Annotated in this window: 26 protein-coding genes; 14 read left to right on the top strand and 12 right to left on the bottom strand. The window is 70.2% G+C overall.

The genetic code is table 11. The features are described 5' to 3' along the window. Nucleotide 1 precedes the first annotated feature (1 nt). From AC07OC_RS24400 to AC07OC_RS24375, 6 genes are all read left to right on the top strand, one after another. Nucleotides 2–2,389, top strand: a complete 2,388-nt coding sequence (locus AC07OC_RS24400; RefSeq protein WP_494602455.1) for a xanthine dehydrogenase family protein molybdopterin-binding subunit — start codon at nucleotides 2–4, stop codon at nucleotides 2,387–2,389. A gap of 11 nt (nucleotides 2,390–2,400) precedes the next feature. Beyond that, a complete protein-coding gene (locus AC07OC_RS24395; protein WP_218293801.1) occupies nucleotides 2,401–3,192 on the top strand; it encodes an FAD binding domain-containing protein in 792 nt (263 codons plus the stop codon). 111 nt (nucleotides 3,193–3,303) lie between these two features. Beyond that, nucleotides 3,304–4,242 (top strand): AAA family ATPase, encoded by a 939-nt coding sequence (locus tag AC07OC_RS24390; protein WP_494602453.1) that lies wholly within the window; start codon nucleotides 3,304–3,306, stop codon nucleotides 4,240–4,242. Nucleotides 4,243–4,253: 11 nt separating this feature from the next. Continuing rightward, the gene (locus AC07OC_RS24385; RefSeq protein ID WP_494602451.1) at nucleotides 4,254–5,468 is read left to right on the top strand and encodes a vWA domain-containing protein; all 1,215 of its coding nucleotides are present in this window, start codon (nucleotides 4,254–4,256) and stop codon (nucleotides 5,466–5,468) included. A 58-nt stretch (nucleotides 5,469–5,526) separates the two neighbouring features. Further along, complete coding sequence (locus tag AC07OC_RS24380) at nucleotides 5,527–6,165, top strand: SRPBCC family protein (RefSeq protein WP_218293804.1); 639 nt, start codon at nucleotides 5,527–5,529, stop codon at nucleotides 6,163–6,165. A gap of 101 nt (nucleotides 6,166–6,266) precedes the next feature. Continuing rightward, on the top strand, nucleotides 6,267–7,349 hold the full coding sequence (locus tag AC07OC_RS24375) for an XdhC family protein (RefSeq protein WP_218293805.1): 1,083 nt from the start codon (nucleotides 6,267–6,269) through the stop codon (nucleotides 7,347–7,349). A gap of 30 nt (nucleotides 7,350–7,379) precedes the next feature. Here AC07OC_RS24375 and AC07OC_RS24370 read toward each other — a convergent pair whose 3' ends face one another. The 5 genes from AC07OC_RS24370 to AC07OC_RS24350 all read right to left on the bottom strand — a co-directional run bounded on the left by AC07OC_RS24370 (nucleotide 7,380) and on the right by AC07OC_RS24350 (nucleotide 10,989). After that, the gene (locus AC07OC_RS24370) at nucleotides 7,380–8,072 is read right to left on the bottom strand and encodes a glutathione S-transferase family protein (protein WP_494602449.1); all 693 of its coding nucleotides are present in this window, start codon (nucleotides 8,070–8,072) and stop codon (nucleotides 7,380–7,382) included. Nucleotides 8,073–8,252: 180 nt separating this feature from the next. Then, nucleotides 8,253–8,423: a hypothetical protein gene (locus tag AC07OC_RS24365; RefSeq protein WP_162995995.1), complete on the bottom strand. Its 171-nt coding sequence runs from the start codon at nucleotides 8,421–8,423 to the stop codon at nucleotides 8,253–8,255. 153 nt (nucleotides 8,424–8,576) lie between these two features. Next, on the bottom strand, nucleotides 8,577–9,464 hold the full coding sequence (locus tag AC07OC_RS24360; protein WP_218294433.1) for a transglutaminase-like domain-containing protein: 888 nt from the start codon (nucleotides 9,462–9,464) through the stop codon (nucleotides 8,577–8,579). Nucleotides 9,465–9,835: 371 nt separating this feature from the next. Beyond that, nucleotides 9,836–10,204 carry a hypothetical protein gene (locus tag AC07OC_RS24355; protein WP_492808298.1) on the bottom strand — a complete coding sequence of 123 codons (369 nt, stop codon included), beginning with the start codon at nucleotides 10,202–10,204 and terminating at the stop codon, nucleotides 9,836–9,838. Between the two features lie 32 nt (nucleotides 10,205–10,236). After that, nucleotides 10,237–10,989, bottom strand: a complete 753-nt coding sequence (locus tag AC07OC_RS24350) for an IclR family transcriptional regulator (RefSeq protein WP_218293808.1) — start codon at nucleotides 10,987–10,989, stop codon at nucleotides 10,237–10,239. A 97-nt stretch (nucleotides 10,990–11,086) separates the two neighbouring features. Between AC07OC_RS24350 and AC07OC_RS24345 the strand changes: the two genes are divergently transcribed. From AC07OC_RS24345 to AC07OC_RS24315, 7 genes are all read left to right on the top strand, one after another. Then, nucleotides 11,087–11,911: an SDR family oxidoreductase gene (locus AC07OC_RS24345; RefSeq protein WP_218293809.1), complete on the top strand. Its 825-nt coding sequence runs from the start codon at nucleotides 11,087–11,089 to the stop codon at nucleotides 11,909–11,911. Between the two features lie 54 nt (nucleotides 11,912–11,965). After that, the gene (locus tag AC07OC_RS24340; protein WP_218293810.1) at nucleotides 11,966–13,300 is read left to right on the top strand and encodes a flavin-containing monooxygenase; all 1,335 of its coding nucleotides are present in this window, start codon (nucleotides 11,966–11,968) and stop codon (nucleotides 13,298–13,300) included. Between the two features lie 31 nt (nucleotides 13,301–13,331). Further along, entirely contained in the window at nucleotides 13,332–14,261 is a 930-nt protein-coding gene (locus AC07OC_RS24335) for a bile acid:sodium symporter family protein (RefSeq protein WP_218293811.1), read from the top strand. After that, nucleotides 14,258–15,250, top strand: a complete 993-nt coding sequence (locus tag AC07OC_RS24330) for an SDR family oxidoreductase (RefSeq protein ID WP_218341657.1) — start codon at nucleotides 14,258–14,260, stop codon at nucleotides 15,248–15,250. The genes AC07OC_RS24335 and AC07OC_RS24330 overlap by 4 nt, the downstream gene beginning before the upstream one ends. Continuing rightward, entirely contained in the window at nucleotides 15,247–16,167 is a 921-nt protein-coding gene (locus AC07OC_RS24325) for an EamA family transporter (protein ID WP_218293813.1), read from the top strand. The genes AC07OC_RS24330 and AC07OC_RS24325 overlap by 4 nt, the downstream gene beginning before the upstream one ends. A 32-nt stretch (nucleotides 16,168–16,199) precedes the next feature. After that, nucleotides 16,200–16,838, top strand: coding sequence for an ABC transporter ATP-binding protein (locus tag AC07OC_RS24320; protein ID WP_255591800.1), 639 nt, complete (start codon nucleotides 16,200–16,202; stop codon nucleotides 16,836–16,838). Nucleotides 16,839–17,014: 176 nt separating this feature from the next. Then, nucleotides 17,015–17,647 carry a LysE family translocator gene (locus tag AC07OC_RS24315; RefSeq protein WP_218293814.1) on the top strand — a complete coding sequence of 211 codons (633 nt, stop codon included), beginning with the start codon at nucleotides 17,015–17,017 and terminating at the stop codon, nucleotides 17,645–17,647. Between the two features lie 21 nt (nucleotides 17,648–17,668). Here the strand turns inward: AC07OC_RS24315 and AC07OC_RS24310 are convergent, their stop codons facing one another. The 7 genes from AC07OC_RS24310 to AC07OC_RS24280 all read right to left on the bottom strand — a co-directional run bounded on the left by AC07OC_RS24310 (nucleotide 17,669) and on the right by AC07OC_RS24280 (nucleotide 22,537). After that, complete coding sequence (locus tag AC07OC_RS24310) at nucleotides 17,669–18,517, bottom strand: LytR/AlgR family response regulator transcription factor (RefSeq protein WP_494602446.1); 849 nt, start codon at nucleotides 18,515–18,517, stop codon at nucleotides 17,669–17,671. Next, nucleotides 18,514–19,584, bottom strand: a complete 1,071-nt coding sequence (locus AC07OC_RS24305) for a sensor histidine kinase (RefSeq protein ID WP_494602444.1) — start codon at nucleotides 19,582–19,584, stop codon at nucleotides 18,514–18,516. Before AC07OC_RS24305 ends, AC07OC_RS24310 begins: the two co-directional genes overlap by 4 nt. 41 nt (nucleotides 19,585–19,625) lie before the next feature. After that, entirely contained in the window at nucleotides 19,626–19,931 is a 306-nt protein-coding gene (locus tag AC07OC_RS24300; protein WP_218293817.1) for a 2TM domain-containing protein, read from the bottom strand. A 127-nt stretch (nucleotides 19,932–20,058) separates the two neighbouring features. Then, nucleotides 20,059–21,132 carry an alpha/beta hydrolase family protein gene (locus tag AC07OC_RS24295; RefSeq protein WP_494602442.1) on the bottom strand — a complete coding sequence of 358 codons (1,074 nt, stop codon included), beginning with the start codon at nucleotides 21,130–21,132 and terminating at the stop codon, nucleotides 20,059–20,061. Between the two features lie 10 nt (nucleotides 21,133–21,142). Continuing rightward, nucleotides 21,143–21,436: a 2TM domain-containing protein gene (locus AC07OC_RS24290; protein ID WP_218293819.1), complete on the bottom strand. Its 294-nt coding sequence runs from the start codon at nucleotides 21,434–21,436 to the stop codon at nucleotides 21,143–21,145. Nucleotides 21,437–21,503: 67 nt separating this feature from the next. Continuing rightward, complete coding sequence (locus AC07OC_RS24285; RefSeq protein WP_218293820.1) at nucleotides 21,504–22,076, bottom strand: DUF6622 family protein; 573 nt, start codon at nucleotides 22,074–22,076, stop codon at nucleotides 21,504–21,506. A gap of 50 nt (nucleotides 22,077–22,126) precedes the next feature. Then, entirely contained in the window at nucleotides 22,127–22,537 is a 411-nt protein-coding gene (locus AC07OC_RS24280; protein WP_492245757.1) for a DUF2306 domain-containing protein, read from the bottom strand. A gap of 349 nt (nucleotides 22,538–22,886) precedes the next feature. Between AC07OC_RS24280 and AC07OC_RS24275 the strand changes: the two genes are divergently transcribed. After that, the gene (locus AC07OC_RS24275; protein WP_218293822.1) at nucleotides 22,887–24,221 is read left to right on the top strand and encodes an efflux RND transporter periplasmic adaptor subunit; all 1,335 of its coding nucleotides are present in this window, start codon (nucleotides 22,887–22,889) and stop codon (nucleotides 24,219–24,221) included. The last annotated feature ends 9 nt before the right edge of the window (nucleotides 24,222–24,230 follow it).

The following is a 24,230-nucleotide window of genomic DNA, read 5'->3' as shown; positions in this document are numbered from 1 at the left end:
CATGGGTGCATCCGACTTTTCCAAGCTGCCGCACATCGGCGAATCGCTCAAGCGCAAGGAAGACTACCGCTTCCTCACCGGCGCCGGCCAGTACACCGACGACGTGGTGCTGGCCGCGCAGAGCCATGCCGTGTTCGTGCGTTCGCCGCATGCGCACGCGCGCATCAACAGCATCAACGTGGACGCCGCCAAGGCCGCGCCCGGCGTGCTGGGCGTGTTCGTGGGCGCCGACGTGGCGGCCGACAACATCAACGGCCTGCCCTGCGGCTGGCTCATCACCAGCACCGACGGCCAGCCCATGAAGGAGCCGCCGCATCCCATCCTGGCGCAGGGCAAGGTGCGCTACGTGGGCGACCACGTGGCCATGGTGGTCGCCCTCACGCAGCAGCAGGCGCGCGACGCGGCCGAGCTGGTGGAGGTGGATTACGACGTGCTGCCCGCCGTGGTCAGCGTGGCAGATGCCGCCGCAGGCACGGTGGCGGGCGCGGGCCTGCATGACATCGCCGAGGACAACCACTGCTACAAGTGGGCCATCGGCGACAAGGGCGCGGTGGACTCGGTGTTCGCCAGTGCCGCGCACGTGACGCAGCTCGACCTGGTCAACAACCGCCTCATCCCCAACGCGATGGAGCCGCGCACGGCCATCGGCTCGTACAGCCGGGCCAACGACGAATACACGCTGTACGTGAGCAACCAGAACCCGCACGTCGAGCGCCTGCTCATGACGGCCTTCGTGATGGGCCTGCCCGAGCACAAGGTGCGCGTGATCGCGCCCGACGTGGGGGGCGGCTTCGGCTCCAAGATCTTCCTGTACGCCGAGGACGTGTGCCTGACCTGGGCGGCCAAGAAACTCAACCGCAACATCAAGTGGGTGGCCGACCGCAGCGAGTCCTTCCTGTCGGACGCGCATGGCCGCGACCATGTGAGCCATGCCGAGATGGCGATGGACAAGGATGGCAAGTTCCTGGCCATGCGCGTGCACACCGACGCCAACCTGGGTGCCTACCTCTCCACCTTCGCCACGGCCGTGCCCACCATCCTCTATGCTACGCTGCTGGCGGGGCAGTACACCACGCCGCAGATCTATGTGGAGGTGGATGCCTGGTTCACCAACACCGCGCCGGTCGATGCCTACCGGGGCGCGGGCCGGCCCGAGGCCACCTACCTGCTCGAGCGCCTGGTATCGCGCTGCGGCTGGGAGATGAACCTGTCGCAGGACGAGATCCGCAAGCGCAACTTCATCACCAGCTGGCCCTACCAGACGCCGGTGGCGCTGCAGTACGACGTGGGCGACTACCACGCCTGCATGAACCAGGCGCAAGAGCTGGCCGACGTGGCGGGCTTTGCGGCGCGCAAGGCGGCCAGCGAGGCCAAGGGCCTGAAGCGCGGCATCGGCTACAGCAGCTACATCGAGGCCTGCGGCATCGCGCCGTCCAACATCGCAGGGGCGCTGGGTGCGCGCGCGGGTCTGTTCGAATGCGGGGAGGTGCGCGTGCACCCCACGGGCAGCGTGACGGTGTTCACCGGCTCGCACAGCCACGGCCAGGGGCACGAGACCACCTTTGCGCAGGTGGTGGCCGCGCGCCTGGGCATTCCGGTGGAGAACGTGGACATCGTGCACGGCGACACGGGCCGCGTGCCGTTCGGCATGGGCACCTACGGGTCGCGCTCCATCAGCGTGGGCGGCGCGGCCATCATGAAGGCGCTGGACAAGATCGAGGCCAAGGCCAAGAAAATCGCCGCGCATCTGATGGAGGCCAGCGACGCCGACATCGACTTCAGCGGCGGCGAGTTCACCGTGCGCGGCACGGACAAGAAGATCCCGTTCGGCCAGGTGGCGCTCACGGCCTACGTGCCGCACAACTACCCGCTCGACAAGCTGGAGCCGGGGCTCAACGAGACGGCGTTCTACGACCCGACCAACTTCACCTTCCCCGCAGGCACCTACATCTGCGAGGTGGAGGTGGACCCCGCCACCGGCAGCACGCGCGTGGACAGGTTCACCGCGGTGGACGACTTCGGCACCATCATCAACCCGATGATCGTGGAAGGCCAGGTGCATGGCGGCCTGGTGCAGGGCATCGGCCAGGCATTGATGGAAAACTGCGTGTACGACCGCGAGACGGGCCAGCTGCTGACGGGCAGCTTCATGGACTACGCCATGCCGCGCGCTGATGACTTCCCCGAGTTCAAGCTGGGCCATGTCTGCACGCCCTGCACGCACAACCCGCTGGGCACCAAGGGCTGCGGCGAGGCGGGGGCCATCGGCTCGCCACCGGCGGTGATCAACGCCGTGCTCGACGCGCTGCACCCGCTGGGCGTGAAGGAGTTCGACATGCCCGCGTCGCCGCACCGCGTGTGGGAAGCCATCCAACAAGCCAAGGCCTGAGGAGACACACCATGTACGCCTTCACCTTTGAAAACCCATCGTCCACCGCAGCCGCCGCGCAGCTCATCGCCCAGGGCGGCAAGCTGCTGGCGGGCGGGCAAAGCCTGCTGCCGTCGATGCGGCTGCGCCTGGCCAATCCCGAGAAGATCGTCGACCTGAACAGTATTCCCGAGCTGGCGGGCATCCGCCGCGAGGGCAATGCGCTGGTGATCGGCGCCATGACGCGCCACATGGACGTGGCCAACAGTGCAGAGGTCCAAAGCGCCATCCCTGCGCTGGCCGACCTGGCCGCGCACATCGGCGACCGGCAGGTGCGCGCGCGGGGCACGCTGGGCGGGTCGGTGGCCAACAACGACCCCGCGGCCTGCTACCCCAGCGCCGTGCTGGGCCTGGGCGCCACCATCGTCACCAACCAGCGCGAGATCGCGGCCGACGACTTCTTCGTGGGCATGTACACCACGGCGCTGGAAGAGGGCGAGATCATCACCGCCATCCGCTTCCCCATCCCCAAGCGCGCGGCCTACCTGAAGTTCAAGCAGGCGGCATCGCGCTTCTCGCTGGTGGGCGTGTTCGTGGCGCAGACCGATGGCGGCGTGCGCGTGGCGGTGACGGGTGCGGCCAGCAGCGTGTTCCGGCACGCGGGGCTCGAGGCCGCGCTGAACCAGAGCTTCACGCCCGCATCTGCGGCGGCGGTCAGGATTGACGCGGGCGATCTCAACGCGGACATCCACGCGAGCGCGGCCTACCGCGCCAACCTCATCAGCGTGCAGACCCAGCGGGCGGTGGCGCAGATGCTGGGCTGACGGGCGGGAGAGTGCCCGCTGCCGCTGTCCGGCATCCAGGAGCGGGTGTTTGAATGAAATTGGCCTCCAGCGCTTGTCTGTCAAGCGCTGGTAGCTATTAAAAATATAGTGATGAACGTTTCCCCTGCTGCGCCCGTGACCGCGCCCGCGCTGTCCTCCATCGATGCCCTGGTGCTGGCCTTGCAGGGCGTCGGGTACTTTGCCGACCGGCGGCTGGCCACGGCCGTGTTCCTGGCGCTCCAGCTGCAGCGCCCGCTGCTGCTGGAAGGGGAACCCGGCGTGGGCAAGACGGCGCTGGCCCAGGCACTTGCCAAGGTGCTCTCGCGCAGCCTGATCCGCCTGCAGTGCTACGACGGGCTGGAGCAGCGCGAGGCGCTGTACGAATGGAACTACGCGGCCCAGCTCTTGCACATGCGTGCGGCGGAAGGCCAGGACAGTGCCGACATGGCGCAGGTGGAGCGCGAGGTGTACCAGGACCGCTACCTCATCCGCCGCCCCCTGTTGCAGGCGCTGCAGGCACCAGCCCCCGGTGCGGTGCTGCTCATCGACGAGGTCGACCGTGCCGATGAGCCCTTCGAGGCGTTTTTGCTCGAATACCTGGGCGAGTACCAGGTGAGCATTCCCGAGATCGGCACCGTGCGCGCCACGGCCACACCGGTCACCATCCTCACCAGCAACCGCACGCGCGACCTGCACGACGCCGTCAAGCGCCGCTGCCTGTACCACTGGCTGGACTACCCCGAGCGCGAACGCGAGCTGGCCATCGTGCGTGTGCAGGTGCCGCATGCCAGCGCGGCCTTGGCCACCCAGGTGGCGGATTTTGTGGGCCGCCTGCGCAGCCAGCCGTTCGCCAACGCCTTCCAGCGCGCGCCGGGCATCGCGGAGAGCGTGGAGTGGGCCAAGGCGCTGGTGGCGCTCGACACCATCGTGGTGGACCCGGAGGTGGTGTCCGACACCGCCGGCATTTTGTTCAAGCAGCGCGAGGACGTGGCGGCCCTCACGCGCGACATGGCGGCGCAGCTGCTGCAGCCCGCCGAGACGGATGCGTGAAGGCTCGCGCCATGGCTGAGGGCACGACGATCTCGCAGCTGGGGGATGCCCGCACCGGCAAGCTGGCCGACAACCTCACGGGTTTTGGCCGCACGCTGCGCCGTGCCGGCGTGCCCGTGGATGCGGCCCGCATGGCCCTGGCGCAACAGGCCGTGATGCTGGTGGGCGTGGGGCGGGAGGACTTCGGCGCCGCGCTGGAGTCCGTGCTCATCAGCCGCGAGCAGGACCGGCAGGTGTTCCGCGAGCTGTTCGACGCCTATTTCAAGAACCCCGGCATCGCACATAAGCTGCTGGCCCAGATGCTGCCCAGTGCCGAGTCCAGGGCCGAGCCCGCCAAACGCCGCCCGCGCGTGAGCGAGGCGCTGGCCCCGGTGCGCGCCGCGCGCGATGCGCCAGCGCCGCGCGAGGATGACAAGATCGACCTCGACGCCGCCATGACCGCCAGCGACCTGCAGCGCCTGCGGCACGCCGACTTCAACCAGCTTTCGGCCAGCGAATACAGGCTGGTGGAGCGGCTGGCGCGTGAAATTCCCTTGCCCCTGCCGCGCTATGCGGCCCGCCGCACCCGCCCGGGCACGCGCGGCGGGCGTCCCCACTGGCCGGGCGCCATGCAGCAGGCCGCGCGGACGGGCGGCGAGGTGCTGCGCGTGCCTTTGCTGCAGCGGCGCCGGCAGCCATTGCCGCTGTGCGTGCTGGTCGATGTGTCCGGCTCCATGGAGCGCTACGCGCGGCTTTTGCTTGCGTTTCTGCATGCCGCCACCGCGCCCCGCCACGCAGGCGCGGGCCTGCGCCGCGACGTGTTCGCGTTCGGCACCGGCCTCACCGACCTCACGCCCGCGTTCCGCCTGGCCGATACCGATGCGATGCTGGAGGCGGCCAGCCAGGCGATCCCTGACTTTGCCGGCGGCACGCGCCTGGGCGACAGCCTGGCCCGGTTGCGCGTGCAGCACGCGCGCCGGCTCGTGGGGCGGCGCACGCTGGTGCTGCTGGTCAGCGACGGGCTCGATACCGGCGCGCCCGAGGTGCTGGAGCGGGAGCTGGGCTGGCTGCGCCGGCACTGCGGCCGGCTGCTGTGGCTCAACCCCCTGCTGCGCTTCGAGGGCTATGCGCCCACGGCGCGTGGCGCCGCGGTGCTGCACCGCCAGGCCCACGGCATGGTCGCTGTGCACAACCTCAGCCGCCTGCAGGACCTGGCTGGCAGCCTGGCCGAAGTGCTGCGCCAGTGAGCGCGTGGCCCGCACGCGCACAGCCCCCCCATTGTTCAGGAACCCGGAGGACTCCACCATGGAAATGCAAGCCAGCCGAACCCTCGCCGTCAGCCAGCAGCAGGCCTGGGACGCGCTCAACGATCCCGAGGTGCTCAAGCTGTGCATCCCTGGCTGCGACAAGGTCGAGCCCACGGGCGAGCACCAGTACAGCGTGGCGATGGCGCTCAAGATCGGCCCGGTGTCCGCCAAGTTCGCGGGCAAGATCACGCTCTCCGAGATCGTGCCGCCCGAAAGCTACACCATCGCCTTCGACGGATCGGGCGGCGTGGCCGGGTTTGGCAAGGGCAGCGCCCAGGTCAAGCTGGTGCCGCTGCCGGCCGATGCGGCCGGGCAGGACAGCTGTGAGCTGCACTACACCGTGCACGCCACCGTGGGCGGCAAGATCGCCCAGCTCGGCCAGCGCCTCATCGATGGCGCGGCCAAGGGCATGGCCGAGGATTTCTTCAAGCGCTTTGACACCGAGATGCAGCGCCGCCATCCGCGCGCGCCCGTGGCCGACGACCCCGAGCCCGGGGCGGGGGGCGGGGGCGCCGTGGCGGCGTCGGGCGCGCTGGCGGCATCGGCGGGTGAGGACAATCCCCCCAGTGGCATTCCGGTCTGGGTGTGGGTGGTGGGCGCGGCGGCGCTGGTGCTGTTAGCGTGGTGGTGGAACTGAGCCCCTGCAGGTTTTGAGCCCCGCCCGAGGCGCCGCGCGCACCCTGTGTGGGCTGCGGGGCCGGAGGCAGGGGCCGTAGAAATGAATGGGCAACGAAGCAAATGGAAAACCTGGATGTGATGGTGCTGCGCACGCTGCAGGGCTGGCGGGCCGCGGGCCGGCGGGCGCTGCTGGCCACGGTGGTGCGGACCTGGGGCTCCTCGCCCCGGCCGGTGGGTTCGATCATGGCGCTGTGTGAAGACGGCTCGGTGGTGGGATCGGTCTCGGGCGGGTGCATCGAGGACGACCTGATCGACCGCCACACGCGGGCCTATGCGCAGGCGGCGGCGCAGGCCGGCACGGGCGATGGCGGCGATAGGCGCATTCCGAGCGGACCTCCCGCGTTTGTCAAATACGGCGTCACGGCCGACGAGGCGCACCGGTTCGGGCTGCCCTGCGGCGGCACGCTGGAGCTGCTGCTGGAATACGACCCCGACCCGGCCAGCCTCCGCGAGCTGATCCTTGCGCTGGAGGGCGGGCGGCTCATGCAGCGCACCGTGCGCCTGGCCGACGGGCTGGCCACCGTGCAGCCCGCCGCGGCCCCCGCCGAGCTGGCGGTGGACACCCGGCAGCTGACCAACACCTTCGGCCCGGAGTACCGGATGCTGCTGATCGGCGCCGGCCAGCTGGCGGAATACCTGGCCACCATGGCGCTGTTCAACGGCTTCGCGGTCACGGTGTGCGACCCGCGCGAGGAATACCGCGGCAGCTGGAACGTGCCCGCGGCCACGCTGGTGAGCGGCATGCCCGACGATGTGGTGCTGGCCTTCAGGCCCGACCGGCGCAGTTGCGTGGTGGCGCTCACGCACGACCCCAAGCTCGACGACCTGGCGCTGCTGGAGGCGCTGGACACCGAGGCGTTCTATGTGGGCGGCATTGGCTCGCGCCGCAACAACGAAGCGCGCCGTGCCCGGATGATGGAGCATTTCGGGCAGACCGCCGAGAGCCTGGCCCGCCTGCGCGGCCCGATCGGCATCTACATCGGCAGCAAGACGCCGCCCGAGATCGCGGTGAGCGTGATGGCGGAAATCCTGGCCGTGAAGAACGGCGTGGCCCTGCCGCGCGACGTGGAGGTGGCGCAGGCCAAGAACGAGCGGGAACTGGCGCGGAACGACCCCGGGCCGCTGGTGTGCGGGCTGCGCTAGCGCGGCCCGCCCCTTCCCGCCGTGGCGCCGTCAGGCAGCGCCCATCACCACCGGCCCGCCCTTGGCGATGCCGCGCTGGTACGCCGGGCGTGCCTCCATGCGCTGGCGGTAGGCCTGCAGGCGCGGGCAGTTGCCGGCCGTGCTGGCGCGCGAGAGCGCGGCTTCCACCGCGAAGCTCATCTGGAAGTCGGCCATGGTGAGGTGCTCGCCCGCGAACCAGGTGTGCCGGCCCAGGTGCTCTTCCATGAAGGCCAGCGCGGTGGCCACGTTGGGGTCGATCACCTTGTCCTGCACCTTGCCGCACAGCGCCCGGGCGATGGGCTTCACGAAAAAGGGCATGGGCTGCGTGGGAATGGTCATGAACACCAGCTTCATCACGAGCCAGTTCATGAGCGAGCCCTCGGCGTAGTGCATCCAGAACCGGCACTGGCGGTATTCGGGCGTGCCGGGGGCGGGCTGCAGGTGGGCCAGGTCCCCGCTGGCGCGGGCGCCGTAGGTTTCCACCAGGTATTCGATGATCGCGGCGGATTCGGCGATCACCTCGCCGCCGTCGGTGATCACGGGCGACTTGCCCAGTGGATGGATCTTCTTGAGCTCGGGCGGGGCCAGCCGGGTGGCCTTGTCGCGCTGGTAGATCTTGAGCTCGTAGGGCACGCCCAGTTCTTCCAGGAGCCACAGGACGCGCTGCGAGCGCGAGGTTTCGAGGTGGTGAACGGTGATCATGGGCGGATTAGAACCTGTCCACGGCGGTTCGGGGCCGGGTTGGTGTCGCCTGCACGATGTTCGCGCCCGCAAGCCTGGGGGGCCTTGCCCGCGCCGGCCCTGGCGGGGGCCAGAAAGCAAAAAGCCCTCTGGCGAGGGCTTTTGCGGGGGCCGGCGCAGCCGGCCGTGGCGATCTGGCGATCAGCCGCCCTTCTTGGAGCGCTTGCCGGGGTTCTTCTTGCTGCGGGTGGCAACACCGCGCTCCAGGCTCACGCGCTGGCCGCGGCCAGGGGTGGCGAGGGTGTAGCCGGGCACCGGCGTGGGCCGGGGGGTGCGCTTGCGGTCTGCTTCGGTGACGATCTTGTTGCCCATGGTAGGTCTCTGAGATAGTGGAAAAAAGAGTGATATTAGGCCACAGCCGGGGTGGGGGGGCTTCCCGGCCACCGCCATCCGCCCCCCGGACCCAGGGGTTTGGCGGCCCATGGGGCGCGAAAAAGCACGGTGCGCGGGCGCACCGGCACCCCTTCACGGCGCGATGAAACCCGCCGCCACGCCCGCACCGTGGTCGGTGGAGAGCGCATCGGTGCAATGGCAGGGCAGCACGAAACCCCGTGCGGCGTCTTCCACGGCCTGGGTCCGTATCACCGGGGGCTGTGCCCGCACGCCGCCGAAGATGGTGGCGAACGCCACGTCCGCCGCATCGCGGCCGGTGCCAAAGCGCAGCAACCCCATGGGTATGGCGGTGCCCGAGGGGTCGAAGATGTACCACCGGTCTCCCAGGTAGGCCTCGACGTAGGCATGGAAGTCCGGCGGGCCCAGGGCCGGGTCGGCACCGTAGTCGGTGCCGGTGGTGAAGCGCGCGGGAATGTTCACGGCGCGGCACAGGGCAATCATCAGGTGCGCGAAATCGCGGCACACCCCCACCTGCTCGACCAGGGTATCGACCGCCGAGGTGTTGGAGTTGGACGTGTTCGAGGTGAACGCCACATGCCGCTGGACCCAGTCCCGGATCGCCTGCACGCGGCTGTGGCCTTGCCAGAGCCCGCCAAACTCGTTGAGGGCAAGGCGCAGCAGGCGGTCGGACTGGCAGTACCGGCTGGGGTAGATGTACCCCATGACTTCCTGCGGCAGGCGCCGCACGGGGACCTCCGCCAGCTGGGAGGGGTCGGTGCGGTAGTGGGTGATGTCCACCGTGGCGGAATACGACACTTCCAGGATGCCGGGTTCGCCGTGCAGGCGCAGATAGCGGTTGCCGGTGGCCGGGTCGGTATGGATATTGTGGGGAATGTCCTGGTTGATGACGAGCCGTTCGCTGCTGACCGCCTGGCTGGGCGTCTGTGCGGCATGGATGTTGAACACGAAGTCCGCGCCGTACTGGTCGATCTCATAGCTCAGGTCGATCTGCAACTCCATGCGCACCCGGCCGTGGCCCTGGTGGATCGCCGGCGCGCGCGCCACCGGGCTGGCCGCAACGGGCTGGGTGGAGGGCGGCAGCGAGGGAAGAGTGGCTTCACCGCCCTGCGCCAGGGTGTTTTCACGGACCGCGCCAGTGGGCAGGGCCAGGGGTGAAGCCGTGCTGCCGCCGCAGCCTCGAAGAAAAGGCTGGGACCGGGCAGGGGCGCGGGACGGGGTGCTTTCCATGGAAATATCCTTCGTGCGCTGCGCGTCGGGGCATCCGACACGGCGGCGTGATCCGAGGATAGGGCGCGGACCCCGGGGGCGGTGTAGGCGGACGGCCCGCGCTCACGCAGGCATGCGAGGCAGCCCCGCACCGCGCCGCCGCGTCAGTCGATGGCGAACGCTTCGCGCAGGGCGCCGCAGAAGCCCGCATGCCCGCTGAGCGACAGCGTGACCGTGGTCCGGGGAGGGGCCGGGGTGCCGGGCACGGTGGCGATGCGCCCGCTCGCTGCATCGAAGTCCAGCGCCAGCGGCGTGCTCACCTCCTGCACGCCCTGCAGGTCGTATTGCCATTCGCCACTTTCCTCCGAGGGACCGCAGGCGTCGGGGTACTGCGCGTGGGCCCAGCGCAGCACCTGCGCGATCTCGGCGTGCAGGGCGGGCATCTGCGCGGGCGACACGCTGGCCATGGCATCGAAGGTGCCGGTGCCGTCCGTGTCTTCGCTGTAGTCAAAGTCCAGGTAGTGAAGTGGCATGGGGTGTGGTGTCTCGTGGTTGCGGTCCGGGTTCATGTCCAGGTGCGGGCGAGGGCCTGCGCCGCTTCGCTGAGCCGGGGCACCTGCTGCAGGGCCCGCGCCAGCGGCATGCGCACTGCCGGGGCCTGCAGCGCCACCGCGCTGTGCACGCTGCGCCGCCCCCCCGCCGGCACGGGCACCGCCACGCACACCAGCCCATCCACGAACTCCTCGGCGTCGGTGGCATAGCCCTGGCGCGCGATCTGCTCCAGTTCGGCCTCCAGGGCCTTGCGGTCGGTGAGGGTGGTGGCCGTGTGGCGCGTGAGCGGCAACCCGTCCAGGATGGCGCCGCGCCGCGCCGCCGACAGGTAGGCCAGGAAAAGCTTGCCGCTGGCCGAGCAGTGGATGGGCACGCGGGTGCCCGGCCGCAGCTCCAGGCGCAGCGGAAACGCTGATTCCACGCGGTCCAGGTAGATCACTTCGGCGCCGCTCAGGGCGGTCAGGTTGCAGCTCTCGCCGATGTCGGCCACCAGCTGGCGCAGCACCGCGTGGCGCACGCTTTGCTGCGTGCCCGCGCTCAGCGCGCTTTCGGCCAGCCGCAGCAGGCGGGGCGCCGGAGCGTAGCGGCGCCCGCCCGGTTCGCGCGCGAGCAGCCCGCCGCCCTCCAGCTGGCCCAGCATGCGGTGCACGCTGGGCTTGGGCCAGCCGCAGGCCTCCACCGCATTGGCCAGCGTGAACGGGCGGCCCTGGGCGCACAGGATCTCGAGCAACTCAAAGAGCCGCAGGCTGGGGGATGTTTCTGTCATAAATACCGGAATTCGAGACGAATTCATAAATCATTCCGAGATTATTCCGCACTGTGGCTAAGCTGCAAACCCATATCCCCTTGAACAACACATGTCCATGACAGCCTCATTCCAGAACGCGGTACTGACGGGCGCCTGTGGCGGCCTGGGCCAGGCATTGGCGCGGGAACTGATCGCACGGGGCGCCGCGGTGGCGCTGGTGGGGCTGCACCTGCCCACGCTGCAGGCGCTGGCCGCGCTCGCGCCAGAGCGCTGCGCCGTGTACACGCCCGACGTGGCGGACAGTGCCGCCATGCAGGCCATGGCGGCCGACTGGATGGCGCGCGCGGGCGCGCCCGACCTGGTGATCGCCAACGCCGGCGTGGCCGGCGGCTATGACACCGCGCAGGCGGACGACCTGGCCGTGCTGCGCCGCATGCTGGAGATCAACCTCCTGGGCGCCGCCACCACCTTCCAGCCGTTCGTGACCGCGATGCGCTCGCAGCGGCGCGGGGCCCTGGTGGGCGTGGCCAGCATCGCGGGATGGCGCGGCATGCCGGGCAACGGCGCCTATTGCGCCAGCAAGGGCGGCCTGATCCGCTACCTGGAGAGCCTGCGCGCCGAAATGCGCGGCGGGCCCGTGGCGGTGGTCACGGTGAGCCCGGGCTACCTGCGCACGGCCCTCACGGCGGGCAACCGGTTTGCCATGCCCGGCCTCATGGAGCCCGATGCCGCCGCGCGCGCCATGCTGGCTGGCATCGCGCGGGGCCGCACCCACATCGTTCTGCCCGCGCGCATTGGCTGGCTGGCGCGGCTGCTCAACCTCTTGCCCGGCGCCCTGCACGACCGCCTGCTGCTGGGCCAGCCGCGCAAGCCGCGCAGGGGCGAGGCGGGTGCCACGCCGATACCGGGCCTGGCGCCCCCCACCGACCCCCGCGCCTGACCTGCCCATGGCGGGATGGGCCCCAAAAAAATGCCGACAGAAAGCAAAAAAGACATGACACCGGAGACAACCCCCACCGTGGTGGACACCCGCACACAGATCGCGCTCATCGGCGCCGGCCCCAGCGGACTGGCGGCGGCGCGCAACCTGCAGAAGCTGGGCGTGCCATTCCAGGGCTTCGAGGCCCACACGGACGTGGGGGGGCTGTGGAACATCGAGAACCCGCGCAGCACCGTCTACGAATCCGCGCACCTGATCTCCAGCAAGACCACCACGGAGTTCACCGAATTCCCCATGCGCGCCGGCGTGGCCGACTACCCCAGCCACCGCGAGATGCGGCAGTATTTCTTTGATTTCGCGGAGCACTTCGCGCTGCGCCCGCACTACTGGTTCGGCTGCCGCGTATTGAACGTGGAGCCGGCGGGGGAAGGGGCGGCCCCCTTGTGGCGCATCACCTGGAGCCAGCACGGGGGCCCCGCGCAGACCGCGCAGTTCAAGGGCGTGGTCATTGCCAACGGCACGCTGGCCGAACCCAGCATGCCGCGTTTCGAGGGCCGGTTCGACGGCGAGCTGCTGCACACCAGCGCCTACAAGAGCGCCGAGCTGTTCAAGGGAAAACGCGTGCTGGTGGTGGGCGCGGGCAATTCGGGCTGCGACATCGCCGTGGATGCGGTGCACTACGCGCGCAGTGTGGATCTGTCGGTGCGGCGCGGCTACTACTTCGTGCCCAAGTACGTGTTTGGCAAGCCCTCCGACACGCTCGGTGGCAAGTTCAAGATGCCGCCCTGGCTCAAGCAGAAGGTCGACAGCGTGGTGCTGCAGTGGTTCACGGGCGACCCGGTGCGTTTTGGCCTGCCCAGGCCCGACTACAAGATGTACGAGTCGCACCCCGTGGTGAACTCGCTGGTGCTGCACCACCTGGGCCACGGCGACATCCACGTACGACCCGACATCGCGCGCCTGCAGGGGCACACCGTGTTTTTCAAGGACGGCAGCGCGCAGGACTATGACCTGGTGCTCTGCGCCACGGGCTACAAGCTGCACTACCCCTTCATCGACCACAGCCTGCTCAACTGGCAGGGCATGGCGCCGCAGCTGTACCTGAACATCCTTTCGCCGCGCTTCGACAACCTGGCCGTGATGGGCATGATCGAGGCCAGCGGCATCGGCTGGCAGGGCCGCTACGAGCAGGCCGAACTGGTGGCGCGCTTCTTCAGGGCGCAGGCAGAGGGATCGCCCCGCGCCGATGCGCTGCGCCAGGCCAAGGCCGGCCCGGCCCCCGACCTCTCGGGCGGCTTCAAGTACCTCAAGCTCGAACGCATGGCGTACTACGTGCACAAGGACACCTACCGCAGCGCGGTGCGCGCGGCGTCTGCCGCGCTGGCCTGAATTCCCTCCCCACTATTCCGAAGGGCCCACCATGCTGCCTGTCGACGAAATCCGGCTCAATTTCAATCCCGCATCGCTCGTGGTGCTCAACGTGGTGCTGGGCTTCCTCATGTTCGGCATCGCGCTGGACACGCGCGTGGCCGACTTCAAGCGCGTGCTGCGCATGCCAGGCGCCATGGCGGTGGGCGTGGCCGCGCAGTTCATCGTGCTGCCGGCGGTGACCTTCGTGCTCACGCTGCTGCTTTCGCCCGGCCCCAGCATCGCGCTGGGCATGATCCTCGTGGCCTGCTGCCCGCCGGGCAACGTGAGCAACATCCTCACGCACCGCGCGGGGGGCAATGTGGCGCTGTCGGTGTCGATGACGGCGATCTCCAACGCGCTGGCCATCGTGCTCATGCCGCTGAACTTCGCCTTCTGGGGCGGCATGCACCCCACGGCGGCGCCGCTGCTGCGCAGCATCGCACTGGACCCGCTGGAGATGGCGGGCCACATCGTGGCCATCATCGGGCTGCCGTTCGTGCTGGGCATCCTGTGTGCCGAGAAGCTGCCCCGCTTCACGCGGCGGGTGCACAAGCCCGTGCGCATCCTGAGCTTCGTCTGCCTGATCGGCTTCATCATCGGTGCGGTGGCGGGCAACTGGCGCTATTTTCTCGACTACGTGGGGCTGGTGCTGCTGGCGGTGGCGCTGCACGATGCGCTGGCCTTCGGCACCGGGTATGCCTGTGCACGGCTGAGCGGCCTGTCCGACTACGACCGGCGCGCCGTGAGCATCGAAGTCGGCATCCGCAATGCCGGGCTGGGCCTGGTGCTGATCTTCAGCTTCTTCGGCGGCCTGGGCGGCATGGCCGTGGTGGCGGGCGTCTGGGGCTTCTGGGACATCATCGCGGGCCTGGCGCTGGCGGGATGGTGGGGGCGCCGGCCGCCCGTGGTGCCCCATGCCGTGCGGGAGGGCGGCGCATGATGGCACGCATTCTCGTGACCGGGGCCGACGGTTTCCTGGGCCGCGGCGTGGTGGCGGCCCTGGCGCGCGAGGGCGCCCCCGTCATCGTCGCCGCCGACGTGCGCGAAGTGCCCGCCGAGCGCCGCCTGCCCGGCGTCACCTACGTGGTGCAGGACGTGCGCGACCCGGCGCTGGCGCAAACGCTGGCCGAGCACGCCATCGACAGCGTGGTGCACCTGGCCTCCATCGTCACGCCCGGCAAGGGCTCCAACCGCGAATTCGAATACTCCGTGGACGTGCTGGGCAGCCAGAACGTGCTCGACGCCTGCGTGGCCACGGGCGTGCGGCACCTGGTCGTCAGCTCCAGCGGCGCGGCCTATGGCTACCACGCCGACAATCCCGACTGGCTGCGCGAAACGGATGCGCTGCGGGGGAACGAAGTCTTTGCCTATGCGCACCACAAGCGCCTGGTGGAGGAGATGCTGGCGCGCTACCGCATAGAGCATCCGCAACTCGCGCAGACCGTGTTGCGCATCGGCACCATCCTGGGCGAGCGGGTGGACAACCAGATCACGGCGCTGTTCGAGAAGCGGCGCCTGCTGGCCATCCGGGGCAGCGCCAGTCCGTTCGTGTTCATCTGGGACGAGGATGTCACCGGTGCCATCGTGCACGCGCTGCGCACGCGCCGCGCCGGGTGCTTCAACCTCGCGGGCGATGGCGCGCTGCCGCTGCGCGAGATCGCGGCGCGCCTGGGCAAACCGGTGCTGGACCTGCCGGCGGGCCTGCTGCGCGCCGCGCTGGCGATGGGGTCGGCCCTGGGCGTGAGCCGCTACGGGCCCGAGCAGCTCGACTTTCTGCGCTATCGCCCGGTGCTGCTCAACACCGCGCTCAAGGAGGTGCTGGGCTACGTGCCGGCCAAGACCAGCAGCGAGGCCTTCGACGCCTTCGTGGCCGCGCGCGAACGCCAGGGGCGTCCGGTGGCGGCGGGCAGCCGCGTGGTGTCCGCATGAATGCCGCCGCGCTGAGCCGGGGCGACCTGCTGCGCGCCTTGGCGGTGGTGGTCATCTGGGGGCTGAACTTCGTGGTGATGAAGCTGGGCCTGCAGGGGCTTAGCCCCATGCTGCTGGGGGCGCTGCGGTTCTCGGCCGCGTCGCTGCCCTTCCTGCTGTTCGTGCCGCGCCCGGCGCTCCCCTGGCGGTTCGTGCTGGGCTATGGGCTGGCCCAGGGCCTGGGCCAGTTCGGATTCCTGTTCCTGGGGTTGCAGCTGGGGATGACGGCGGGCATGGCGTCGGTCGTCATGCAGACGCAGGCCTTCTTCACGCTGCTGCTGGCCGCCCCGCTGCTGGGCGAGCGCGCCCGGCCCTGGCAGTGGTGGGGCCTCACGCTGGCCTTCGCGGGGCTGATGACCATCGGGCTCGCCCATGGCGAAGGCCCCGGGCAGATGACGCTCGCGGGCTTCGTGCTCACGCTGGCGGCCGCCTTCATGTGGGCGGTGTCCAATCTCGTGGCGCGCCGTGCCGCGACGGCGGGGCCGTACGGGCCGTTCCCGTTCATCGTGTGGAGCAGCACGGTGCCGATCGTGCCTTTCTTCGCGCTGGCGCTGTGGACCGATGGCGCGCAGGGCGTGCTCGCGCAGCTGCGGGCGGTGGACGGCGTGGCGCTGGCGGCCGTGCTGTACCTCGCCCTGCTGGCCACCTTGCTCGCCTACACGTTGTGGACGCAGCTGTTGCAGCGCCACCCCGCCGGGCGGGTCACTCCGTTTTCGCTGCTGGTGCCGGTGGTCGGGCTGTGGGCCGCATATGCCTTTCTGGGAGAGCAGCCCGCGCCGCTGCAGTGGGCGGGAGCGGGGGCCGTGCTCTGCGGGCTCGTGGTCAACCAGGCCGGGGGCTGGCTGCGGGCGCGGCGCGCGAGGCCGGCGGCCTCCTAGAATCCCCTCTTTTCTTCTTTTCGCAAGGATGCATGGTGGCCGACAGCGTGGTGTTGCAGGTGCAGGGGTTGCGGTTTGCCTACCCGGAGTGCGCGGTGCTGGAGGGCTTCAGCCTCGCATGGCCCGCGGGGCTGGCGCTGGTGCAGGGCGACGAGAGCACGGGCAAGACCACGCTGCTGCGCGTGCTGGCGGGTGAGCTGGCGCCCCAGGCGGGCGATATCACGCTGCGCGGCGTGCGCCGGGGGGCGGTGCCTGCCGCGGCCTGGCGCGCGCAGGTGTTCTGGCAGGACCCGCGCGCCACGGCGCTGGACCCGCTCACGGTGCGCCAGTGGCTGGGCAGCCTGCCTGCGCACTGCGCGCAGTGGGACGCCGCCGCCCTGGCGGCGCATGTGGAGGGGTTCTCGCTGGAACCTCATCTGGACAAGCCTTTTTTTGCCTTGTCCACCGGCAGCCGGCGCAAGGCGCTGATGGCCGCCGCGCTGGCCAGCGGGGCCGCGCTCACGCTCATCGACGAGCCGGTGGCGGGGCTCGACAAGCCTTCGGTCAGCTACCTCGGCCAGGCCCTGGCCGAAGCCGCGCGCCAGCCGGCGCGGCTGGTGGTGGTGGCGCACTACGAGGCGCTGCCGGGCGTGCCCTGGGACAGCGTGGCGACATTGGCCCGGCCTCGCTAGGGCCTGTCAACACTGTTTTCGCCAGTGCCAAGGCCGGGGCCTTGGCTAGGAACGCAACGACGAGTGGCCTGGATGCAGTGGGCGGCCTCCCCTTCGGGTTGCGATGCCAGCAAAAATAGTGCTGACAGCCCTAAACTGGGCGACCCTGCCTGCCCATTTCTCTTGAAGGACACCCCATGGACGCGCTCCTCTTCGCCCCGGTGGCCGTGGCCATTGCGCTCACGCCCGGCCCCAACAACTTCTGCGGCCTCAACAACGGCATCCGCGCGGGCATCGGCGCGGCGCTGGTGGCCACGCTGGGGCGGGTGGCGGCGTTCGCCATCTTCCTGACCATCTCGGCAGTGGGCCTGGGGGCGATGCTGCTGGCATCCGAGATGGCGTTCACGGTCGTCAAGTGGGTGGGCGCCTGCTACCTCTTCTGGCTGGGCTGGAAGGCATGGCGCAGCCGTGAGTTCAGCGGGCTGGAGGTGGTCGAGGGCGGCGACGTGAAATCCTCCGGCGCCCCGGTGCGGCTGAAGGCGCTCATCACCCAGGAGTTCCTGCTGGGCATCACCAACCCCAAGGCCATCATCCTGTTCGCGGCGATCTTCCCGCAGTTCATCGACCCGAGCCAGCCGGCCGTGCGCCAGTTCGTGGTGCTGGGCGCCGTGTACCTGGCGGCGGAGTTCGTCTCCACGGCCGTGTATGCCGCCGGCGGGCGCCAGATCCGCCGGTTCATCCGCACTTCGCGCGGCGTGGTCCGGCTGAACAAGGCCACGGGCGGTTTCTTCATGGGGGCGGGCGGCCTGCTGCTGGCCACCAATCGCTGACACCGGGGCGCGGGCGCGCCGCTACATCGCCTTGAACAGGTGGGCGTAGAGGCGGCTCACGGGCAGCTTCTCGGGCCGTCCGGCCAGCTCCAGGTGCAGCTTGCCCACCTCGTCGCGGGTCACGGTGGTGATGCAACTGGCGCGCACCAGCGTGCTGCGGTGGATCTGCCAGAACACCTGGGTGTCGAGCTGGCCGATCAGGTCCTTGAGCGGGGTGCGGATCAGGTACTCACGCGCTGCGGTCAGCACCCGCACGTACTTGTCGGCCGCCTCGAAATACAGCACGTCGGCCACCGGCACCATGTGGATCTGGCTGCCGCTGCTGGCCTGGATGAGCGTGAGCGGCGTGCCCGTCGCCGGTGCAGCGGGCGCAGCTGCGGCAACGGGGGCCGCCACCCCGGGCGCCACCAGCAGGTTCCGCAACTGGGCCATGGTTGCTTCAAAATCCATAGCGGCTGGCGCTTTGCTGGCAAGCGCCAGCTGCAGTTTTTGCACCGTTTTTTGCAGCCGCGCGGCCTGCACGGGCTTGAGCAGGTAGTCCACCGCCTGCGCTTCGAACGCCTGCACGGCGTACTGGTCGTAGGCGGTCACGAACACCAGCGCCGGGAAGGGGCTGCCCGCGGGGCCTTCCGTTGGCCAGGCGTCGGCCAGTTCCACGGCCGCGTCCAGCCCGCTCTGGCCGGGCATGCGGATGTCGAAGAACAGCACGTCCGGCTGCAGCGCCAGGGCCTGGCGCACGGCGGACAGACCGTCGCCCACGGTGGCCACGACCTGCAGCCCGGGCCAGGCGCGGGCCAGCTCTTGCTGCAGCGCGGCGGCGAGCAGGGGTTCGTCTTCAGCGATCAGGGCGCGCACGGCAGGCTGGGTCATGGGGTGGTGCTCGATGGGCTCGATTTCAAGGGAAAAGTGACCGTAGCGCTTGTCCCGCCAGCGCTGCCAGCTATCAATTTCAGAGTGCCCGCCGTTCCGTGCAGTGTGGCCAGCCGCTCACGCGCCTGGGCCAGGCCAAAGCTCTGCCCCGGCCCCGGGGTGGGCAGGGTGTCGGGCAGGCCCGCGCCGGTGTCGGTCACATCCAGCACCAATAGCGCCCCGCTGTCACTCTGCCGCGTGCTGGCACGCACGGTGATGTGCCCGCCCTCGACCTGCGGCTCCAACCCGTGGCGGATGGCGTTTTCCACCAGGGGCTGCAGCAGCAGCGGCGGCACGGGCACATCGCGCAGCGCGTCGGGCAGGTCCAGCGTGTAGGCCAGGCGCGGGCCCATGCGCACCGCCATCAGCTCCAGGTAGTCACGCAGGCGCTCGAACTCGTTCTCCAGCCGGTGTTGGGTGCTGCGCGAGGCGCTGAGCGTGGCGCGCAGGTAGCCGATCATGCGGTCCAGCATCTCCTGCGCGCGGGCCGGGTCGGTGCCGATCAGCATGCGCAGGTTGGCCAGGGTGTTGAACAGCATGTGGGGTTCGAGCTGCGTTTCCAGCAGCTTGAGCTGCGCTTCGCTCGCCTGGCTGCGCACCTCGTTGACCTTGGCCAGCAGCCAGGCGCTTTTGCTCTTGGTGTAGAAGTAGTAGGTGCCCAGGAACCCCGCCACCACGGTGATGCCGATGGAGATGCGCAGCTGCGCACGGCCACCCTGGTCCCACGACGAGCTGCCGCACCACCAGTCGCCCAGCAGCGTGCCGCCCAGGTAGCCCAGCACGATGCTGGCAAACGGCAGCAGGAACCCGGACAGGCCCGTGGGCCAGCCCGTCTCCTTGCTGGACGGAAACAGGTGCCGGCCGAAGTCGATCAGCGCCCAGGTCAGCGAGCCGATGGCCAGCGAGTAGCGGGCCGGGATGTCGTAGGCCTTCTCGGGCTGGAAGGCGTACTGCAGGGCCGCGATGGCCAGGCAGAAGGCCAGCACCTGCAGCAGGTGCTGCAACTTCTCGATCCAGTCGATTTTCATGGCGGCGCGGGCGTGGTGGTCGAAGGCGCAGGCCGTGGGGCCTAGCGCTGGTTGCGCTCTTGCTGGTCGCGCAAAAGCCGCTCGCGCTCCTTTTGCACCATGCGCTCGCGCAGGCCGCTGCCGGTGCCCAGCACGAACACCGAGATGCCGTGCAGCGCCAGCCCCAGGCCCCAGCCCAGCAGCGGGAACACCGACCACGGCCGGTTGCCGAAGCCGTAGCGCGACAGGCTGAACAGCACCAGGTTGACCACGACGAAGGCGGCGGCGTGCACATACCAGCCCAGCTTGGCGCCAGCGCGCCGGCGGGCCAGTTGTTCGATGTCGTCGGGGGTCATGGGTTGGGGCATGGTGAGGGGTCGATTCTAGGCGGGCGCCGCGCAGGCTCAGCCCTGGCAGGCGTGGGCGATGGTGCGCACGGCCAACGCGTTCAGCGTGAGGCCGATGTGGTTCACGCCGGTGTGCCGCGTCATGCGGTCACGGAGCGCCACGGCGCGGCAGCGGCAGCAGGTGCTGCTCGAAGTAGCGCACGATCCGCAGGTCGACAGCGTGCATCTGGCTGCGGTCGAAGCCCGGCGGGTCGCCCAGCAGCCGCGCCGCCAGCGCGGACATCCGGTCCCGGGGCGGCGGTGGGGAGAGCAGCGCGCCGTGGCCGGCGTCGGGCAGGGCGGCCAGCACGGTGCAGCGGTCGGCGCAGGCCTGGAGCACACGGTCGCTGTGAAAGCGGGGCACCAGCCACAGGTCGTGCCCGGAGGTGATCAGCGCCAGGGGCACGCGCGGCCTGGCCAGTGACTCCATGTCGAAATCCGCCGCGGCCGGCACCCCCGCCACCACGGCCGCGATGCGCGGTTCGCCATGGGCCTGCCAGGCGGCGTCGTCAAAACGCTGGCGGATGACGCCCAGCGCCACGGCCTTCTTCACGCCGTCGAGGAGGTTGCCCTTGAGTTCGGTGGCAAGCCCCACGCAGGTCGCGAAGTCGTCCGCGATGTGGGCTTCGCAGTGCTGCCGGAACAAGGCGGGCGACCAGCGTCCGCCAGCCAGGCTGAGGGCGGTGTGGCCGCCGGCGGACATGCCGTACATGCCCACCCGGTCCAGCGACAGCAGGGGCGCCAGGGCCGCGTCCTTGGCGATGGCGTCGATGGCGCGCGAGACCTCGGCCGGGCGCCGCTTCCAGCTTTCGGGGCCGGGGGTCGACGGGTCTTTCGCGTTATCGCCGGCGTGTTCGGGCAGGGCCACCACGAAGCCCGCGCCCACCAGGGCGCGCGCCAGGTCCGAGTGCACCCACGGGTTGCCGCCGGAGCCGTGCGACACCACGACCAGCCGGCCGTTGCCCGCCGCCGGAGCGCCTTGCCAGGCCGCCTGGAGGCTGAAGGGGCCGCGCTGCAGTGCCTCGTCGGGTGCGCTGCTGGGGTAGTACACGGTGACGGGGCCGTCGCCCTGCATGCCCGGAATCTCCATGAGGCCCGTACCCGCCTGCGCCAGGCTGGCGCACACGGCGAGCAGGCCCGCCAGGATCAGGGAAACGTGGTGGTGGATGTGCAGCTGTTTCATGGAGCCTCGCTCAGGATGGGTTGTGGTTCTGGGCAATGCGGTCGCGCTCGGCCTGCACCATGCGCTCGTGCAGGCCGGACCCGCCAGCCAGCAGAAACACCACGATGCCGTGCACGGCCAGGCCGATGCCCCAGCCCAGCGCGGGGTAGACGGCCCAGTGGCGGCCGCTGCTGGCGGACAGCGTGACGAGCAGCAGGTTGACCAGAAGATAGACGCTGGCGTGCATGTACCAGCCCAGCTTGGCGCCGGCACGTTTGCGGGCCAGGCGTTCGATGGGGTCGTTGAAGGTCGGTTCTTGGCGCATGGCGGGTTCTCCTAAACAGTCAGGCAAGGCAGGGAAGGGGAGGGCAGGCAACGGGCATGGCCGGGGTTCAGGTGCCCACCGGCGAGGCGCCGAAGACCGCGCTGTGCTGCGCCAGGCGCCACAGACGCAGTGCCCGGGCGGCGAACAGGCCGTTGAACACGCCGTAGAGGGCGGAGATCTGCAGGGCAAACGCGCCGTCCCGGGCCAGGGAGGGCTGCAGGGCCAGCTCGGCGCCCACGAAGTACTTGGTCAGGAAGATGCCGATGATCAGCGCCAGCGGCATCGCGCTGCCCGGAACGTGGAAGCTGCGCGAGGAGGCCGCGTAGAGCGTGCCGGCCGGCGCGGTGGGCTGGAACCACAGGGCCAGCGCGCCGATCAGCACCGCGGCCACGAGCCAGGCGCCGACCGCCTGCGCCGCCGTCTGGCCCGCGCCGCCAAACGCCGACACGACGCCCGCCACGGAGAAGATGGCCATGCCCACGGGCATGAGCAGGGTCCGGCGCAGGCTGGCGGTGCGGTCGCACAGCTGGCTGGCCCCCAGCCCCACGAGGGCGGCCAGCAGGCCCCAGACCCAGTAGGGAGTGTGCGTGACGATCTGGATCAGTGCCTGGGGCTGGTGAACAATCACATTGAGCAGCATGGTGTGGTTCCTTGGTGTGGAGGGGATGTGGGGGCTGGAAAGGGGCGGGGTCAGAGCAGGCCCAGCTGGCTCCAGAGCGAGTGCCCCAGAAAACGCCCGGGCAACAGGGTGAAGCCGCCTGCGACGATGCAGGCGCCGATGTAGATGCGCTGCATGACCACGCGGTGGCCGGCGATGTTGCGCCGGGCCAGGTAGATGAAGGACAGCACCAGCATCCCCAGCGTCACCGGGATCAGCAGGTGGATGAGCCCGAAGCTCCCCCAGCGGGGACCATTGCCGCCGCTGATGAAGATGGCGGAGACCGCGGTGGCCACCATGAGGGTGACCCAGGCATATCCGGCGGCGCGGTGCAGGCGGGGGCGCTGGGTGGCGCCCTTGCGCGCCCACAGGGCGAGGGGGCCGATGGCCGTGGCGGCGAGGGCGGCGGCGAGGTGGATGGCGATGACGGGGGTGAGTTGCATGGGGTGCTCCTGGCGCGTTCGATGGAGCGGACTGTGCCGCCGCCCGCCCGGGGCCGCCAGCGCCTTGCGACGAAACGCGGCCTGGCTGCCGCGAAATGCAGGATGGCGGTGCGGCCTGCAGGGCCTTGGGCCCCCGATTTCATGCAAACTCCGGGGAATGTGGGGACGCCGGCCGCCCGGAACGGAAGGTGCCCTGGCGCCCGGCCTCCCAGGTTTACTTTTCTTCGCACAGCGTTCAAGGCAAAGCTTGAATTGACTCTCTACGATCAGGCATGGCGCGATCCCCGCCGCCGCCTGTTGCCATTCCCCCAGTCCGGCCCGCAGCCCAAGAACACGAATCAGGACCGCCATGAACCCGCAAGACGTCAACGCGCCCCCGCCATCGGCCATTCCGCCCGCCCCCGCGGCCCCACCGCCCCGGCGCTCGCGATGGGTGGGCAGCCTGCTGGCCCTGGTGCTGGTGGGCCTTGTCGGCGGGGCTGCCTGGTACCTCGTCCAGCGTTCCGGCGGCGAGCAGGGCGCCGGGCCCGGCCGGGGCATGCCCGGGGGCGGGCGCCCCATGGTCACCGTGGGCGACGCGGTGGCGCGCAGGGCGGAGCTGCCCGTGGTCATCGACGCGCTGGGCACCGTGATCCCCGCCACCACCGTCACGCTGCGGCCCCAGGTGTCGGGCATGCTCACGCAGGTGCTTTTCACCGAGGGCCAGATGGTCAAGAAGGGGCAGGTGCTGGCGCAGATCGACCCCAGGCCCTTCGAGCAGGCGCTGATGCAGGCCCAGGGCACCCGGCAGCGGGACGAGGCCCAGCTGGAGAATGCGCGCCTCACGCTGGAGCGCTACCGCACCCTGCTGTCGCAGGACTCCATCGCCCGCCAGGACGTGGACACGCAGGCCGCGCTGGTCAAGCAGCTTGAAGGCACGGTGATGACCGACAAGGCCCAGGAAGGCACGGCGCGCCTGAACCTGGACTACACGCGCATCACCTCGCCCGCCACGGGCCGCATCGGGCTGCGCACGGTGGATGCGGGCAACTATGTGACATCGGGCGATGCGACGGGCATCGCCACCATCACCCAGGTGGCCCCGATCGACGTGCAGTTCTCGGTCCCGCAGGACCGCGTGGGCGATGTCCGGGCGGCGCAGGGCGCGGCGCCCACGCTGGCCGTGACGGCGCTGGACCGCACGCGCAAGGCCGAACTCGACAAGGGCCTTTTTTCCACGCTGGACAACCAGGTGGACACCACCACAGGTACCGTCAAGGCCAAGGCGCGCTTCGAGAACGCGGCGGGGGCGCTGTTTCCCAACCAGTTCGTGAACGTGCAGCTGCTGCTGCGCAACGTGCCCGCGGTGGTGGTCCCGGTGACGGCCGTGCGCACGGGCGCCAATGGCGACTATGTCTATGTCATCAACGAAGACCGCACCGTGTCCCTGCGCAAGGTCAAGCGCGGCCAGGCGACCGTGGGGCTCATGGCCATCGCCGAAGGGCTCCGGGAGGGCGAACGCGTGGTGACCGAGGGCGGGGACCGCCTGCAGGACGGCATGGCCGTGCAGCTGCCCGGTGCCCCTGCGGCCGCGCGCGGCCCCCGCCCGGGCGCCAGCGGGCCCCGCTCGGGAGCGAGCGGGCCGCGTGGCGGTGCCTCCGGTGAAGGCCAGCAGCGCCGCCAGCGCCCCGCGCAGAACCCCTGAGCCGCCACC

It is taken from the genome of Acidovorax sp. GW821-FHT10E04, assembly GCF_059415185.1.
Note: the sequence above shows the minus strand (reverse complement) of the source record. Positions and strands in the feature narration are given on the sequence as shown.